The sequence below is a fragment of the Belnapia sp. genome, assembly GCF_059504005.1.
Window position 1 is genome coordinate 24,847 of the sequence record NZ_JCACHU010000036.1, and the last position, 15,532, is coordinate 40,378.

Below are 15,532 nucleotides of genomic sequence, written 5' to 3' on the forward strand. Positions count from 1 at the left end.
CGGCTGCCGTCACCAGGTGTTAGGGGGTCGGGGCGGCGGTCGGGAGGGGCCATGGGGCTTCGTGCCGGCAGACGGCCGCTTCCGCACGGGTGCCGGGGACGACGCTCCCGGCGGCCCGGCACGGCCCCTCCGGTCCGTCGTCACTGGCGGCCGGGGTCGGCGGGGCAGAGCCTGTAGCTGCAGGCGTCGCCTTCGCCCCGAACCTGTCGACCCATTCCTGCTTCATGCCCGCCATGCCAGGTCGGAGAAGTCAGCCAGGGAGGGCGGTCTCCGTCGCGGGCCAATGTTGCGGGATGGTTCGCAGGTTTCCTGCACTCTCGTTGGACTGGGCGGCATGTCCGGCAAGCCCCGCCGCGCTGTTCCCGGCAGGCCGGGCGGTGACGCTGCGGCCGTTGGCAACCTCTGATGCGCCGGGATTTCATTGGCCTCGCGCCGAAGACCTCAAGGATCGGCAGCGGCAGCGCCTCGACACCCATCTCTCACCGGGAGCGGGGATGGCCCGATCGAGATTCAGGCCGACCCGTCAGCGAAAATGCCGATGCTGGCAAGGTTGAGGTAGGCCTCGACCGCACTGGCCAATGGAACCTCGCCGCCGAAGAGTAGCGGCGCATAGAGCGGGCCATACAGAAGCGACAACGCAGTCTCCGGCTCGACATGAGGGCGCAGCTCACCCTCCGCCTTTGCGCGGTTCATTCGCTGGAACCCCCACTGGCGTCGCGGCTCAAGCCATTTCTCGCCGAGCGCACGCGCCAGCTCCGGGTCGTTACGTGCGCCACCGAGCATGGCCGCCAGCGCCCGTCCCCGCTCGCCGCGCAGCAACGCCGCGAGCTCAAGGATCTGCGCCCGGAAGTCGCCCTTGGCGGAGCCGGTTGCCGGGAACCCCAACTCGGCTTCGGTCGCATGGAAGAAGGCGTCCACCGCCAGCTCGGCCCGCGAGCGCCACCACCGATAGATCGTGGTCTTGCCGGTGCCTGCCGCCTTGGCGACCGCCTCCATGGCAAGGGCGTCGTAGCCCCGCTCAACGAGGTGGCGGAAGGTTGCATCCAGGATCGCTCCGCGTGAGGTTTCGCTACGCGGACGTCCCGTAACCCTTGACTTAGCCATATCGTCAGCCATACGATACGTTATTGTCTCGAATTGCGGATTTCAATCATGAGGGTGTCGATGGCCGTCGTCCCGCACATGCGTGATCTCGCTGTCGCCGATATGGGGGGGTGCCCGGCATCCGCGGAGGTCCCGGCCTCGACCGACCCGACGTCGAGGATGGAATTCAAGTAAAGGCGGCGAGCGGCGCGGTGTCCGGTGTTCGGGCCGAAGCACGGGTGAGTGGAATGAGGGCTGCCCAGGTTCATGCGACCGTGCAACGCCTTGCCGTCGCGGCCGTTCGGCGGAAGCGGATGGGATGGACTCGCGCCTCAGCGCCGCCGCCTCCGACGGCCGGCAGGAGCCTTGGGGCGCCTTTCCTGGCCCGCACTGCGGGAGGCCGGGCAACGCCGGCGGCAACCGCGTCGACTGCCCCATTGCGGTCGCCACGGAGGGCGGAGCGTGAACGCACCAGGCACGGTTCTCGTGACGGGCGGCGGCTCGGGCATCGGCGCCGGGCTCGCGGCTGCGTTCCATGCCCACGGCGCACAGGTGGTCATAGCGGGCCGGACGCACGAACGGGTGGCAGCGATGGCGGCCCGCCATCCCGGCATGGCCGCCGAGGTGGTTGACGTCGCCGATCCTGGCCAAGTGTCGGTTATGGCCCAACGGATCGGCGAGCGTTTTCCCGCGCTCGACACCGTCATCAACAATGCCGGCATCCAGACCCTGTTCGACTTCGCCGGTGACGAGCCGCTCGACCCCGATGCGCTCGGGGCGGAGGTCGACGTCAACCTCAAGGGCCTGATCTACGTTGCCAACGCGTTCCTGCCCCTGCTGAGGCGGCAGCCTCGCGCCAGGCTGGTGAATATCGGGTCGATTCTCGGCTACGTGCCAATCGCGGCAGCGCCGGTCTATTGGGCGACCAAGGCGGCCGTGCACAGCTTCACCATCTCGCTGCGGCGCCAGCTCCGTCACTCCTCCGTCCGGATCGTGGAGATCATCCCGCCGGTGGTCGAGATGGAGCTGCACCGCCACCAGATGCGCAAGCCGCCCCGCGCGATGAAGCTCGACGCCTTCGTGGCGGCCGCCATGGCCGGGCTCGATGCCGGCAAGGATGAGATCTCGATCGGGCTCGCTAGCGCGCTCCGCACCGGGAGCCGGGTCGCGCCGGGCCAGTTCCTCGACATCGTCAACAAGCGGCGGGATTGAGCAGGCGACGCCGGCGACATGATCGAGACCGAGCGGCTCGAGACGGTCGTGGTCACGACCGTGGAGGCGCTGCGCGCATGGCGTCGGACGAACGACGTCCGGGAGAAGACGGCAGTTTCATGGGTCGCCTCACGGTGCTCGACGAGCCGCTGTGCTTGGGTTGGGCCGATGGCCTTGCCCGCAAGCACGACGCCGACCGCACCCCGTAGCTCGTCGCGCCGCCAACAGGCTTGGGCGTAAAGCTGCAATGACCGTACCACTCGGCTGAGGGCGGAGGGCCGAGTACAGGAGCCCGGCCGTGCGGCCGTCGCCGGCCTCGGGAGGTAGCTCGGGCTTCGGGAGCCTGTGCCCAGGTGGATGCGCTTCCTGGCTGGACGTGAGCCGGCGCGGCGCAGCGGCTCATCCGCCTTACTCGCGAAGCAGCCTCGCCGCACCTCCACGGCTGGCTGCCGAGGACCCGCTGCGGATGGCAGGGCCATGGGAAGGACGGATCGCGGCGGCGTTTCGGGGATTCTTCACTCCCACTCGATCGTCCCCGGCGGCTTCGAAGTGATGTCGTAGGTCACCCGGTTGATGCCGCGTACCTCGTTGACGATGCGGCTCGCCGTGCGCGTCAGGAAGCCCATGTCGAAGGGATAGACATCGGCCGTCATGCCATCCGTGCTGGTGACGGCGCGGAGCGCGCAGACGCTCTCGTAGGTGCGCCCGTCGCCCATGACGCCGACGCTCTTCACCGGCAGCAGCACGGCAAAGGCCTGCCAGATGGCGTCGTAGAGGCCGGCGAGGCGAATTTCCTCGAGGAAGATGGTGTCGGCCTGGCGGAGGATGTCGGCGCGCTCCCGCGTCACTTCGCCGGGGATGCGAATGGCGAGCCCTGGTCCCGGAAAGGGGTGGCGGCCGATGATCGCCTCCGGCATCCCTAGCTCGCGGCCGAGGGCGCGGACCTCGTCCTTGAACAGCTCGCGCAGCGGCTCGACGAGCTTCATGCGCATATGCGCGGGCAAGCCGCCGACATTGTGGTGGCTTTTGATGGTGACGGAGGGGCCGCCGGTCGCCGAGACGCTCTCGATCACGTCCGGGTAGAGCGTGCCCTGGGCGAGGAAGTCGGCGCCGCCGATCTTCTGCTGCTCCTCCTCGAAGACCTCGATGAAGAGCCGGCCGATGATCTTCCGCTTCCCCTCCGGGTCGGTCACGCCGGCGAGCTGGGCGAGGAAGAGGTCCGAGGCGTCGCGGTGGACGAGCTTGATGTTGAAGCGGTCGCGGAAGGTGCTGACCACCTGCTCCGACTCGCCGGCCCGCATCAGCCCGTGGTCGACATAGATGCAGGTGAGCTGGTCGCCGATCGCCTCGTGCAGCAGCACCGCGGCGACGCTGGAGTCGACGCCGCCGGAGAGGCCGCAGATCACCCTCCCCTCCCCCACCTGGGCGCGGATGCGGGCGATTGCCTCGGCGCGGAAGGCGCCCATGGTCCAGTCGCCGTGGCAGCCGCAGACGAGGTTGGTGAAGTTGCGCAGCAAGGCCGCGCCATGCGGGGTGTGGACCACCTCCGGGTGGAACATGGTGCCGTAGAAGTGGCGCGCATCGTCGGCGATGAGGGCGAAGGGCGCGCCCTCGGTGGCGGCGACGGCGCGGAAGCCCTCCGGCAGGCGGGTGATGCGGTCGCCATGGCTCATCCAGACCTGCTCGCGCGAGCCCTTGGCCCAGACGCCCTGGGTGATGGCGCATTCGGCCGTCACCTCGATGAAGGCGCGGCCGAATTCGCGGTGGTGGGCGCCCTCGACCTGGCCGCCGAGCTGGTGCGCCATGGCCTGCTGCCCGTAGCAGATGCCGAGCACCGGCAGGCCGATCTCGAAGACCCCCTCAGGGGCGCGGGGGCTCTCGCCCTCCGTCACGCTGGCGGGGCCGCCGGAGAGGATGATGCCGCGCGGGTCGAACTCCCGGATCCGCTCCGCGGTCGCGGTGAAGGGCCAGATCTCGCAATAGACGCCGGCCTCCCGCAAGCGGCGCGCGATGAGCTGCGTCACCTGGCTGCCGAAATCGAGGATGAGGATGCGGTCGTGCCGGGCCGCGGCGGCGAGGGGCTCGTTCATGGCGCCTCACAGCACAGGGCGGTGCCAAGAGCAAGCGGTGGTTACGCCTCGGAGGCAGGGGCGGTCGCCAGCAGCAAGGCCTCGATCGGATCCCAGGTGAAGGCGTGCTGCTCAAGGCCCCGGCCGGCGAAGCGGATATGCTCACGCGCCACCAGCCGCCCGCCGAGTCGCTGGTAGAACCACCGCGTCGGGTTGTCCTTCAGGACCCAGAGCATGGCGGAGCGGCACCCGATCGCCGCCAGATGCGCCGCCATGGCGCGCACCAGCCGCCGGCCGACGCCGCGGTCACGGTAATCGTCGAGCAGGTAGAGCGTCTCGATCTCGCCCTCGCCGATCTGCGGCCGGCGCGAGCGGCCGCCGGAGACGAAGCCGATGATGGTGCCGCCGTCCGCCGCCTCCTGCCCCGCCGGGGCATCCGGCCCCTTGGCGACGGCGACGAAGACGGCATGGCCATGGCGGCGGTCGCCGATGGCGGCCTCGTAGCCGACGGCGTGGCGGAGGGCGGAAAGGCCGGCGAGATAGCCCTCCGGCAGCACGCCGGCATAGGCGGTGCGCCAAGTGGCGACGTGGACGGCGCCGATGGCGGCGGCGTCGGCAGGCCGGGCGCGGCGAATGCAGATCATGGGGCGCGCTTCCTTCCCCCTGGAAAGGCCCGGAGCCGACCCCCTGTCGGCTTACCCCTCGGGCTGGCGTTGCAGTATGGCGGCGAAGAAGCCGTCGGTGCCGTGCCGCGCGGGCGAGGTCACGAGATAGGGGCCTTCGGCCGGCGGGGCCCCGGTGCCGCCCGCCTCGGCCCAGGCATCGGCCAGGGGAAAAGGGGCGAAATCGGGGTGGCGGCCGAGGAAGGCTTCTATCTGCGCCTCATCCTCCTCGGGCAGCAGCGAGCATGTAGCGTAGACCAGACGCCCGCCGGGCCGCACCAGATCTGCGGCCCTACCGAGAATTTCCGCCTGTTTTATACACAATTCCGCGAGAGCGGTTGAATCGGTACGCAAGCGCGCATCCGGGTTGCGGCGCCATGTGCCGGTGCCGGTACAAGGCGCATCCACCAGGACGCGGTCGAACTGCCCGGCACGGCGCTTGGCCCAGCGGTCACCGGGGGCGAGCAGGTGTCGCTCCACATTGTCGGCGCCGGCCCGGCGGAGGCGCTTCACCGCCCCTTCGAGCCGCGGGGCGGACACGTCGCAGGCGGTGATGCGGCCGCGGTTCCGCATGGCGCCGGCCAGGGCCAGGGTCTTGCCGGCGGCGCCGGCGCAGAGGTCGACGACGCGCATGCCCGGCCGGGCATCGGTCAGCAGGGCGATGAGCTGGCTGCCCTCGTCCTGCACCTCGATGAGGCCCTCGGTGAAGGCGCGCGTCTGGGTGACCGGGCGGCGCTGCGGCAGGCGGAGGCCCCAGGGGGAGAAGGGCGTCAGCTCGGTCTCGATGCCCTCGGCAGCAAGCGCCGCGGCCGCCTCCTCGCGCGTGGTCTTCAGCAGGTTGGCGCGGAGGTCGAGGGGGGCCTCCCTCTCCATGGCGGCGGCCTCCTCGGGGAGACGTTCGCCGAAGCGGGCGCGGAAGCCGGGCAGGACCCAGTCGGGCAGGTCGAGGCGGATGGCCTCCGGCATCTCCGGATGGATGACGCCCCCGGCACCGCCGCGGCCGGCGTCGAGTTGGCGCAGCAGCCGCTCCTCCAGCGTGGAGAGCGGCTCCGCCGCATACTGACCGCCGGGGAAGGAGGCGAGGACCTGCGCCAGGTCGAGCCCCTGGTCCAGCAGCAGCGCCGCCGCGACCAGCATCCGGGCAGTCGGGCGGCAGCGGATGCGGCCCAGCCACCAGTCGAGGCGAAGGCGCTGACGGACGACGCTCCAGGCCAGCTCGTTGACCGCGCGGCGGTCGCCGCCGCCGATATAGCGGCGGGCGCGGAAAAAATCGTTGGCCGTGGCGTCGGCCGGGCGCCGGGGCTGGGCCTCCAGCGCGTCCAGCAGGTCGATGGCGGCGGCGAGGCGTGCGGCCGGCGTCACGCGAGCGCAGCCGGCAGAGCGGCGAGGCCGGGCAGGATCGTCGCCGTCTCGTCCAGCCAGTACTCCACCGGCGCGCTGGCCCGGTTCACCCAGAAGACGCGGAAGCCGAAGCGCATCGCCCCATAGGCATCCCAGGCATTGGAGGAGACGAAGGCGATCTCGTGCGGCTGGCAGGCGAATCGGGCGGTGGCAAGGGCGTAGACCCTGGGGTCCGGCTTGAAGCAGCGCAGGGGATGGACGGACAGCACCTCGTCCAGCAGGGAGCCGAGGCCGCCCGCGGCGACCGCGGCGTCCAGCATCTCCGGCGAGCCGTTGGAGAGGATGGCGGTGGCGAGCCCCCTGCCCCGCAGCGCCGCCAGCATGGGCGCCGCGTCGGGATAGGCGCCGAGCTCGCGATAGGCCTCGAGCAAGTCGGCACGGAGGCCGGCATCGGCGATGCCGTACGCCGCCAGCGCATGGCCGAGGGCGCGGCAGGTCAGCGACCAGAAGGGCTCGTAGGCGCCGGTGGCGGAAAGCATCCAGCTCCATTCGAGCTGCTTCGCGCGCCAGAGGGCGGAGACGGGGGCGGCGGCCTCGCCGAGGCGGCCGGCATGGCGGGCGACGGCGGCATGGACGTCGAGCAGCGTGCCATAGGCATCGAAGACGGCGGCCCGGAGGCGGAGGGGCGGGGCGGAATGGGACATGGATGGTGGCAGCCTAGACCCTCTGGCCGCCGGCGGCCACGCCGCGCAGACTGCCCGGCCGGCAAGGGGAGGAAACAGTCATGCGGAACCCGATGGAGCTCACCGGGCGGACGGTGGTCGTCACTGGCGCCGGCCAGGGCATCGGCCGGGCCATTGCCGAGCTGGTGCTCGAGCTCGGCGGCAACGCCGTGCTGGTGGAGCGGAACGGCGAGACGCTGGCGGCGACGGCCGCGGCGCTGCCGGCCGAGCGGATCCTCGCCGTGCAGGGGAATGTTGCCGAGGAGGGATTCGGCGAGGATTGCGTCGCCCAGGCCGTGGGGCGGTTCGGGGCTGTGCATGGGCTGGTCAACAACGCCGGCATCACCCGGCCGGCAATGATCGAGAAGATGACCTACCAGCAGTGGCAGGCGGTGATCGATGTGAACCTGACCGGCTGCTATCTGATGCTGCAGGCGGTCGGGCGGCACATGTGCGGCCGCGCGCGGGAGGCGATGCCGGAGCCGGGCGGCACGACGGGCGCCATCGTCAACATCTCCTCAACGGCGGGGAAGCGCGGCAGCATCGGCCAGGTCAACTACTCCGCGGCCAAGGCGGGGCTGTTCGGGATGACGATGACGGCGGCGCGGGAATGGGCGCGCTACGGCGTGCGGTGCAACTCCGTCGGCTTCGGCACAGTGGAGACGCCGATGACGGAAGTGATCCGCAGCGACCGCTTCCGCGAGCAGACGCTCTCGCGCATCCCGCTCGGCCGCGTGGCGCAGCCGGCGGAGGTGGCGCCGCTGATCTGCTTCCTGCTCTCCGACGCCGCCAGCTATATCAGCGGCGAGAACATGACGGTCTCGGGCGGCAGCCACATGCAGCCCTGAGCGGGCGGCTCAGCCCTCGAGACGGTAGTTCGGCGCCTCACGCGTGATGGCCACGTCATGGACGTGGCTCTCGCGCAGACCGGCGCCGGTGATGCGGCGGAAGCGGGCATTGCTCTGCATCTCGCCAATCGTCGCGTTGCCGGTATAGCCCATGGCCGCCTTGAGGCCGCCGACCAGCTGGTGAATCACCGTGCCGACCGGCCCCTTGTAGCCGACCCGGCCCTCGACGCCCTCGGGGACGAGCTTCAGGCTGTCCTGCACGTCCTGCTGGAAGTAGCGGTCGGCCGAGCCGCGTGCCATCGCGCCGAGCGAGCCCATGCCGCGATAGGATTTGTAAGACCGGCCCTGGTAGAGGAAGACCTCGCCCGGCGCCTCGTCCGTGCCGGCGAAGAGGCTGCCCATCATCACGCAGTCGGCGCCGGCGGCGACAGCCTTGGCGATGTCGCCCGAGGTGCGGATGCCGCCATCGGCAATGGCGGGCACCCCCCGCTCCCTCGCGGCCGCGGCGCATTCCATCACCGCGGTGAGCTGCGGCACGCCGACGCCGGCGACGACGCGCGTGGTGCAGATGGAGCCTGGGCCGATGCCGATCTTCACCGCATCGGCGCCGGCCTGGATCAGCGCCTCGACGCCCTCCGGCGTCGCCACGTTGCCGGCGACGACCTGGACGGTGTTGGAGAGGCGCTTGATGCGCTCGATCGCGGCCAGCACGCCGCCGGAATGACCATGGGCGGTGTCGACGACGACGACATCGACCTCGGCGGCGATCAGCGCCTCGACGCGGCGGAAACCATCCTCGCCCACGCCCGTGGCGGCCGCGGTACGGAGGCGGCCGAGCGCGTCCTTCACCGCATTCGGGTTGGCCTGGGCCTTGTCCATATCCTTGACGGTGATGAGACCGACGCAGCGGCCGGCCTCGTCGACCACCAGCAGCTTCTCGATGCGATGGCGGTGCAGCAGCGCGCGGGCCTGCTCGGGCGAGATGTCGCCATTGGCGATCACCAGGTTGTCCCGCGTCATCAGCTCATAGACGCGGGTGCCCGGGTCGGTGGCGAAGCGCACGTCGCGGTTGGTGATGATGCCGACGAGGCGGCCGGCGCCCTCGCCGCCCTTGCCGCGCTCCACCACGGGGATGCCGCTGATGCGGTACTGCTCCTGCAGGGCGCGGACATCGGCCAGCGTCTGGTCGGGATGGATGGTGACCGGGTTCACCACCATGCCGCTCTCGAATTTCTTCACCCGGCGGACCTGGGCGGCCTGTTCCTCGGTCGTCATGTTCTTGTGGATGACGCCGATGCCGCCAGCCTGGGCCATGGCGATGGCCATGGGCGCCTCGGTCACGGTGTCCATCGCCGCGGCGACGAGGGGGATGTTGAGGGCGATCTCCCGCGTCAGCCGGGTGCGGGTGTCGGTCTGGTTCGGCAGGACGGTGGAATAGGCCGGGACCAGCAGGACGTCGTCGAAGGCATAGGCCTCGGCGATGGTGATCGGGGAGCGCGGCTGGCTGCGGGAGGAGCCGGCATCGGGCAAGGACTCGGGGGCCATAGGGGGACCTTTCGCGCGTGAGCGACGCGGGGGCGGGCGATCCGCTACCTTGGCGGCCCCCTTTACCCCCAGGCGGACCCCTGCGTCCAGCGCCGGTGCGGGCGGGAGCGTTGCACTCCGGTGATATCGGCTCCGCGTGCTAGGGAGTGCCTCCGTCCATCGGCAGGGCATGGTTCATGGCAAGGGCCGGCACCGCCTCCCCGCACCAGCCGACGATCCGGGCGGGGACGCCGGCGACGGTGGCACAGGGCGGCACGTCGCGCAGCACGACGCTGCCGGCGCCCACCTTGGCGCCGCGGCCGATCACCACATTGCCGAGCACCTTCGCCCCGGCGCCGAGCAGCACCCCGTCCCGCACCTTGGGGTGACGGTCGCCGGTCTCCTTGCCGGTGCCGCCGAGGGTCACGCCCTGGAGGATGGAGACGTCGTTGCCAACCACCGCGGTCTCGCCGACGACGACGCCGGTGCCGTGATCGATGAAGACGCCCTGCCCGAAGCGGGCTGCCGGGTGGATGTCGATCGCCAGGACCCGGGCGATACGGGCCTGGAGGAAGCCGGCCAGCGCCACCCGCCCCCCGGCCCAGAGCCAGTGGGCGATGCGGTGCGCCTCGAGCGCATGGAAGCCCTTGTAGTGGAGGAATGGACCGAGCAGGCCGTCGGCCGCCGCCGGGTCCCGCGTGCCGATGGCGCGGAGATCGGCCCGAGCGGCCTCGGCAATGCGGGTGTCCGAGGCCAGCGCCTCGCCGAACAGGCCGGCCAAGCGGTCGGCGCCGAGGAAGGGATCGGCCAGGCGCTCGGCCAGCACCGCGGCGAGCGCCTCGGCAAAGCTCCGGCGGCTGAGCAGCATGGCGTGCAGCAGGGCGCCGAGCAGCGGCTCCGCGGCGGCCGTTCGCTCCGCCTCCGCCAGTAGGGAAGGCCACGGATCGAGCTCCGTCTCGGTAGCGGGCAGGTCGGGCGGCATAGGCGGTCTCCTCCGCATCCGGATATCGGTGCGCGGGCGGGCCGAGGAAAGGCCCGGGACTCGACTGCCGAAGCCGCGGATCCCGCCCTAGCCGGCGCGGAAGCCGGTGGCGACGACATAGAGCTCGGCGCTGTCCTTCCGGCTGGCGGGCGGCTTGCCATGCCTCACGCTGGCGAAATGGCGCTTGAGCTGGTCGAGCAGGTCCTTCTCCGTCCCGCCCTGGAAGACCTTGGCGACGAAGCCGCCGCCCGGCGCCAGCACCTTCAGCGCAAAGTCGAGCGCCAGCTCGGCAAGGGCGATGATGCGGAGATGGTCGGTCGCGCCATGGCCGGTGGTGTTGGGCGCCATGTCGGAGAGGACGAGGTCCGCCGGGCCGTCAAGGGCGGCGAGCACAGCCCGCTCGACGGCCTCGTCCTGAAAGTCGCCCTGGATCATGGTGGCGCCGGGCAGCGGATCCATGGGCAGGAGGTCGAGGGCGACGATGCGGGCGCTGCCCTTCTGCGCTGCCACCTGCGTCCAGCCGCCGGGCGCGGCACCGAGATCGACGACGCGCATCCCGGGCCGCAGCAGGCGAAAGCGCTCGTCCAGCTCGATCAGCTTGAAGGCGGCGCGGGAGCGCAGGCCCTGCTGCTGCGCGGCCCGCACGTAGGGGTCGTTCAGCTGGCGCTCGAGCCAGCGCTGGCTGCCGATCTTGCGCTTCTTGGCGGTTTTGAGCCGGGTGGTGAGGCCCCGCCCGCCGGGCGTCGGCGTCTTCAGGGGACGGCCCGCCGGTGGCCGGAGGCCCGGTTGCCGGGCCAGCGATCCGTCCGCATCATCCTCAGCAGCATCCCCTCGCGCAGGCCGCGGTCGGCGACGGTAAGCGCCGGCAGCGGCCAGACGTGGCGGATGGCCGCATAGACCGCGCAGCCGGGCAGGACGAAGTCCACCCGGTCCGGCCCGACGCAGGGATGCGCCGCAAGCCCTGCCCGGCCGAGGGCGAAAAGGTCGCCGAGCGCCTGGTCGGCCATGCCCATGTCGAGCGTGCGGCCATCGACCAGGGGGCGGCGGTAGCGCGGCAGGGCCAGCGCCACCCCGGCCAGCGTCGTCACCGTGCCGCTGGTGCCGATCAGCCGGACGCCGCCGGCACGGATCTCCTGGCCGATGCAATGGACCCGGTCGAAGGCGAGGAGATGGGCGGCGACCTCCTCCACCACGGCGTGAAAGCCCTCCTCGGTGAAGCAGGAGGCGCCGGCGCGCTCGGCCAGCGTCACGACCCCGAGAGGAAGCGAGATATAGCCGATCAGCTCCGCCATCGGCGCGCCGGGCGGGCGGCTGCCGCGGGGCGGCACGCGGATCCAGGCGATCTCGGTGCTGCCGCCGCCGATATCGAAGAGCAGGGCGCGGCGGTCGGTCTCCTCCAGCAGCGGGGCGCAGGATTCCATGGCCAACTCCGCCTCCTCCCGCGCCGAGATGATGCGGGGGCGGAGGCCGGTCTCGGCCTCGACGCGGGCAAGGAAGGCGGCGCCGTTGCCGGCACGGCGGCAGGCCTCGGTCGCGACGGCCTGGAACTGGCGGATCGGCCGGCGGGCGAGCTTCTCGGCGCAGGCGGCAAGCGCCGCCACGGCACGGTCCATGGCCGGCTCTGCGAGTTCGCCGGTGCTGGCGAGCCCCTCCCCCAAGCGGACGATGCGGCTGAAGCTGTCGACGACGCGAAAGCCGCTGGCCGTGGGCGAGCCGATCAGCAGGCGGCAGTTATTGGTGCCAAGATCGAGGGCCGCATAGGACGGCGCCGCGGCGGAGGCGGCGAAGCGGGCAGGCAGCAGGGTCGACCGCTCCGGCAAGGCCGGGTCGGGTGGCAGGGGCTCTGTCAGCCGAAGGGGTTGTACGTCATCCGGCATCGTCTTGGGCCAAGGGATTCCCCGGGGCAGGCTGCTCCGCACCGTCCCGGACGCATGATCCGGGGATGCGGCCCCGGGGGCAAGCGCTTTCCTTCGGGGGCGGGTTGCAGGCCACGAAGGGAAATGGTAGGTGCGGCGCCCTGCAAGGTGGTGACGCCTTGCAGGCCAGCCCACTCCGCCGATTGGTGGGGTGTTGGGGGATAGTTTAACGGTAGAACTCCCGACTCTGACTCGGGCAGTCTTGGTTCGAATCCAGGTCCCCCAGCCAATACCTCCGCAGAAGCCTGAAATCGCGGCACTTCTGAGGCGGCGCAGCCCCCAGAGGCGGCGCGTGCCTGGTACTGTTACACCAGCGTCCCGCCACGTCGGTCCCCATGTGTCTTGCGGGTAGCATTTGCTGCTATCGGCGGCGACTTCCTGGTGAAGTCCGCGAGCGTGAGGTGGTGACTGGCCTCGGCACATGGCACTACCGCGGAGCGAACACGGGGCCGCGCTGCTCGACGGGGTGTTTGACGATGCGCGAATGCGCGGTTGTGCCCCCATGCGTGGTTTAGGAGGCGGCTACTGCAGTGACCCTGGGTAGGGTCGAGTTGCGACACGCAACCTCTGCCCTGGCACCCCACGACGACCGAACGGGAGGCTGCCCTTCGCGAACTGCTGGCGAACGGGACCGACGTGCCCTTCCTGCGCGAGGGGACCGGCTTCGCGGCCGAGCGGCTCATTGAGCTGGAGGTAGGCGCCCTGACCGGTGCCGCCCCTGGCGAGCGCAGCCCTGACCGGCTGGTGCAGCGCAACGGCTTCCGGGAGCGGTAATGAGAAACCTGGGCGGGAACGGTGGATCCGGTTGGGATGCAACGCGTCCCACCCCGAAGCTGCGCAGGGGCTCCTACTTCCCCCGCTTCCTCAAGCCCCGGCGCACTGCCGAAGGGGCGCTCGTGACGATGGGCAAGGAGGCCTAGGTCCGTAGCATCTCCACACGCGCCGTGGGCGACCTGGTGGGGGCGATGGGGATGTCCGGCATCAGCAAGAGCCAGGTCAGCCGCCTCTGTGCCGAGTTCGACGAGCGGCTGGGCGCGTTCCTCTCTCGGTTGATCGAGGGCGAGCGGCCCTACCTGTGGCTGGACGCCACCTACGTCCGGGTGCGCCAGGCCGGGCGGATCGTCTCCATCGCCGCCACTATCGCGGTCGAGGTGAACAGCGACGGGTGGCGCGAGATCCTCGGCATGGCCACCGGCGCCAGCGAGGCTGAGTCCTTCTGAACCGACTTCCTCCGCGGCCTTGCCCGCCTCGGCCTGCGCGGGGTGAAGCTGGTCATCGCCGCCTCCTCTTGGCCGTTGGACGTGTACGTCCAACCGGTACCGCTTTCGCCGAGGCCGCTTCGGACAGGGCAGGCGCCAGTGGCTGACCAGCTCCGGCCCCGGGTGCCAGGCTCGCTGCCCTGATAGAAGACGCGGAGGAGGACGTGCTGGCCTTCACGGCGTTCCCCAAGGGGCACCGCGCCGTGTTCTGCAGCACGAACCCGCCGGAGCGCGTCAACAGCGAGATCGAGCGCCGCACCGATGTGGTCGACATCTTCCCAAACGACGCCACGATCACCTGCCTCGTCGGCGCCATCATTTCCGAGCAGAACAACGATTGGGCCGTCCAGCGCCGCTACATGAACCTTGAGACCCTAGCCCCCATCAACGATGCTCCAACCGTCAGCCTGCCCGCCATCGCAGCATGACCGCGGCTCAGCCCTGCCCAGGAGCCACCGGCGCCCCTACAGCTCACCAGGAACACGACTCGCCTGCACGCGACGGGGCCGGGGCTTCGGCTCCACCGAGCCATGTCGTCCCCTGTGCAGCTGCTGTATTTCAGCGGAAGCCGTGCTCCATGCCATCCACCAAATGGCAAGGCGCAACGGCCGAAGTCACTCGGCCGTATGCAGTTTTCCTTGGCTGGCCTGCCGACGCGGTCTGCCCTCCATCCCACCCATCAGGTCCGCCCTCGTGCGGCCATCGTCGGCCGGACCAGGCATTCTATGAAGTTGCGCAGCTCGGTCTGGCGCAGACGCGGATCAGTCACTTGCATGTCCAGGCCAAGCTGCCACGCCAAGTCCCGGCGAGTGGGCTCGCGGTGCAGTGCCTCGATCCGACGAGCGTGGTCTTCCACCGCAGCTGCGTCGCAGGCGAGTCCTTCTTGCACCAAATCCCCCGCCTGGCGTCGCAATGCTGCAGCGACCTCGGCCAGCGTCAGTTCGGGGTGGTACTGCACGCCCCAGAACACCCCTTCCAAGTGTCGAATTTCCGCCGCCTGCACTGTACTCACTCCGTTGCCGGCGAGCAGCAATGCCCTCTCGGGCAGCCGCTCGACTTCATCGGAGTGGATCGCAGGTGCGTCCCAGGCGGCAGGCCGGCCAGCGAGCAGCGGATGAGCGCGCCCCGCCGCCGTTGCAACGATGCGCCGGGCAAAGGCCACTTCGTGCCCACGCCGGTTCTCCCGGACCGCTCCGCCAGCCGCCGCGGCCACCTGCAGCCCGGCGCAGGAGCCGAACGAGGGAGTTCCCGAGGCAAAGACAGCGCGCATGAAGGCGAGCTGGCGCCCAACCTCCGGGGTATCTTGATACACATGGAGCGGTGAGCCGGTGAGGAACACCGCATCGTAAGCCGCGAGTGCATCGCGGTTAGGTGCATGCACCCCGTCCTCCGCAGGCCGGACGAAATCGCACGCGGCTTCGGGTGCGAGGGCGCGCAGCGTGTCCAAGTAGGTCTCGCCGCTGCTGCGTCCCACGCTGGCGCGGCGTCGTTCGCGCTGCTCTTGCGTCTCGCTCTCGGCGACGAGGAACCGGGGCGTCATGATAACTGCTCTCAGCTCCCGCCCAGGAATGTCAGGATCGGTTTGGGTTCGCTACCCGGTCCGCAGCGCGTCCGGCCGCCTTGGCCAGCCCGTGAGATGGGTCGAGCGTATCGCGGGTGCGCTGCCCAGGCGTGGGATCGGCGGTACGTGAGGGCACCAAGGTAGCGGGGTCGGCACGGGCCGCGGCGGCGGCGAGCAAAGCAGGAAAGGTCGAGGCGAGGCGCGCCACCGGCATCTACGACACTCCGTCGGATTTTGGTTCATCCATCATGGTGCCCGATCGCGGTCGCGCAAGGCGCCTAAACCGCACCCATTTTAACACTACCTGGGCAGTCTGAAGTCAGGCGGCGGCCTAAGCTTCCGCCGGCAGTGTG

At 70.6% G+C, this 15,532-nt stretch carries 13 protein-coding genes, 1 tRNA gene and 1 pseudogene; 5 read left to right on the plus strand and 10 right to left on the minus strand.

Going from position 1 to position 15,532, the window contains the following annotated elements; all coding sequences use genetic code 11:
• Positions 1-510 precede the first annotated feature (510 nt).
• A complete protein-coding gene (locus AC5JJ1_RS05540; protein WP_495784117.1) occupies positions 511-1,116 on the minus strand; it encodes a TetR/AcrR family transcriptional regulator in 606 nt (201 codons plus the stop codon).
• Positions 1,117-1,545: 429 nt separating this feature from the next.
• On the opposite strand from AC5JJ1_RS05540, the gene AC5JJ1_RS05545 reads away from it, so the two are divergent.
• Complete coding sequence (locus tag AC5JJ1_RS05545) at positions 1,546-2,295, plus strand: SDR family oxidoreductase (RefSeq protein WP_495784118.1); 750 nt, start codon at positions 1,546-1,548, stop codon at positions 2,293-2,295.
• A 77-nt stretch (positions 2,296-2,372) separates the two neighbouring features.
• Positions 2,373-2,504, plus strand: a complete 132-nt coding sequence (locus AC5JJ1_RS05550) for a hypothetical protein (RefSeq protein WP_495784119.1) — start codon at positions 2,373-2,375, stop codon at positions 2,502-2,504.
• A 306-nt stretch (positions 2,505-2,810) separates the two neighbouring features.
• Here the strand turns inward: AC5JJ1_RS05550 and guaA are convergent, their stop codons facing one another.
• From guaA to AC5JJ1_RS05570, 4 genes are read right to left on the minus strand one after another with little or no spacing between them, the layout of a single operon-like run.
• Positions 2,811-4,385 (minus strand): glutamine-hydrolyzing GMP synthase, encoded by a 1,575-nt coding sequence (guaA, locus tag AC5JJ1_RS05555; RefSeq protein ID WP_495784120.1) that lies wholly within the window; start codon positions 4,383-4,385, stop codon positions 2,811-2,813.
• 41 nt (positions 4,386-4,426) lie between these two features.
• Positions 4,427-5,008 carry a GNAT family N-acetyltransferase gene (locus AC5JJ1_RS05560; RefSeq protein WP_495784121.1) on the minus strand — a complete coding sequence of 194 codons (582 nt, stop codon included), beginning with the start codon at positions 5,006-5,008 and terminating at the stop codon, positions 4,427-4,429.
• Between the two features lie 51 nt (positions 5,009-5,059).
• Positions 5,060-6,388, minus strand: a complete 1,329-nt coding sequence (locus tag AC5JJ1_RS05565) for an RsmB/NOP family class I SAM-dependent RNA methyltransferase (RefSeq protein WP_495784122.1) — start codon at positions 6,386-6,388, stop codon at positions 5,060-5,062.
• Complete coding sequence (locus AC5JJ1_RS05570; RefSeq protein ID WP_495784123.1) at positions 6,385-7,071, minus strand: haloacid dehalogenase type II; 687 nt, start codon at positions 7,069-7,071, stop codon at positions 6,385-6,387. Before AC5JJ1_RS05570 ends, AC5JJ1_RS05565 begins: the two co-directional genes overlap by 4 nt.
• Positions 7,072-7,151: 80 nt before the next feature.
• Between AC5JJ1_RS05570 and AC5JJ1_RS05575 the strand changes: the two genes are divergently transcribed.
• Positions 7,152-7,937, plus strand: a complete 786-nt coding sequence (locus AC5JJ1_RS05575) for an SDR family NAD(P)-dependent oxidoreductase (protein WP_495784124.1) — start codon at positions 7,152-7,154, stop codon at positions 7,935-7,937.
• Positions 7,938-7,946: 9 nt separating this feature from the next.
• On the opposite strand, the gene guaB is transcribed toward AC5JJ1_RS05575, so the two are convergent.
• The 4 genes from guaB to AC5JJ1_RS05595 all read right to left on the minus strand — a co-directional run bounded on the left by guaB (position 7,947) and on the right by AC5JJ1_RS05595 (position 12,320).
• A complete protein-coding gene (guaB, locus tag AC5JJ1_RS05580) occupies positions 7,947-9,482 on the minus strand; it encodes an IMP dehydrogenase (RefSeq protein ID WP_495784125.1) in 1,536 nt (511 codons plus the stop codon).
• Between the two features lie 139 nt (positions 9,483-9,621).
• Positions 9,622-10,443, minus strand: coding sequence for a serine O-acetyltransferase (gene cysE / locus AC5JJ1_RS05585; RefSeq protein ID WP_495784126.1), 822 nt, complete (start codon positions 10,441-10,443; stop codon positions 9,622-9,624).
• Between the two features lie 87 nt (positions 10,444-10,530).
• Positions 10,531-11,199, minus strand: coding sequence for an RlmE family RNA methyltransferase (locus AC5JJ1_RS05590; RefSeq protein WP_495784130.1), 669 nt, complete (start codon positions 11,197-11,199; stop codon positions 10,531-10,533).
• Complete coding sequence (locus AC5JJ1_RS05595; protein WP_495784127.1) at positions 11,196-12,320, minus strand: Ppx/GppA phosphatase family protein; 1,125 nt, start codon at positions 12,318-12,320, stop codon at positions 11,196-11,198. The genes AC5JJ1_RS05590 and AC5JJ1_RS05595 overlap by 4 nt, the downstream gene beginning before the upstream one ends.
• A gap of 194 nt (positions 12,321-12,514) precedes the next feature.
• On the opposite strand from AC5JJ1_RS05595, the gene AC5JJ1_RS05600 reads away from it, so the two are divergent.
• Positions 12,515-12,588: transfer RNA gene (locus tag AC5JJ1_RS05600), tRNA-Gln, on the plus strand.
• 338 nt (positions 12,589-12,926) lie between these two features.
• Positions 12,927-14,046: pseudogene (locus AC5JJ1_RS05605) on the plus strand (transposase).
• Positions 14,047-14,297: 251 nt separating this feature from the next.
• Here AC5JJ1_RS05605 and AC5JJ1_RS05610 read toward each other — a convergent pair.
• Positions 14,298-15,158, minus strand: coding sequence for a glutamine amidotransferase-related protein (locus tag AC5JJ1_RS05610; protein WP_495784128.1), 861 nt, complete (start codon positions 15,156-15,158; stop codon positions 14,298-14,300).
• Positions 15,159-15,532 lie beyond the last annotated feature (374 nt).

What these genes read in the sequence shown, in the direction of transcription:
- AC5JJ1_RS05540 (WP_495784117.1), bottom strand. Translation starts at nt 1,116, where the DNA reads ATGGCTGACGATATGGCTAAGTCAAGGGTTACGGGACGTCCGCGTAGC.
- AC5JJ1_RS05550 (WP_495784119.1), top strand. Translation starts at nt 2,373, where the DNA reads ATGGCGTCGGACGAACGACGTCCGGGAGAAGACGGCAGTTTCATGGGT.
- guaA (WP_495784120.1), bottom strand. Translation starts at nt 4,385, where the DNA reads ATGAACGAGCCCCTCGCCGCCGCGGCCCGGCACGACCGCATCCTCATC.
- AC5JJ1_RS05560 (WP_495784121.1), bottom strand. Translation starts at nt 5,008, where the DNA reads ATGATCTGCATTCGCCGCGCCCGGCCTGCCGACGCCGCCGCCATCGGC.
- AC5JJ1_RS05570 (WP_495784123.1), bottom strand. Translation starts at nt 7,071, where the DNA reads ATGTCCCATTCCGCCCCGCCCCTCCGCCTCCGGGCCGCCGTCTTCGAT.
- AC5JJ1_RS05575 (WP_495784124.1), top strand. Translation starts at nt 7,152, where the DNA reads ATGCGGAACCCGATGGAGCTCACCGGGCGGACGGTGGTCGTCACTGGC.
- guaB (WP_495784125.1), bottom strand. Translation starts at nt 9,482, where the DNA reads ATGGCCCCCGAGTCCTTGCCCGATGCCGGCTCCTCCCGCAGCCAGCCG.
- cysE (WP_495784126.1), bottom strand. Translation starts at nt 10,443, where the DNA reads ATGCCGCCCGACCTGCCCGCTACCGAGACGGAGCTCGATCCGTGGCCT.
- AC5JJ1_RS05595 (WP_495784127.1), bottom strand. Translation starts at nt 12,320, where the DNA reads ATGCCGGATGACGTACAACCCCTTCGGCTGACAGAGCCCCTGCCACCC.
- AC5JJ1_RS05610 (WP_495784128.1), bottom strand. Translation starts at nt 15,158, where the DNA reads ATGACGCCCCGGTTCCTCGTCGCCGAGAGCGAGACGCAAGAGCAGCGC.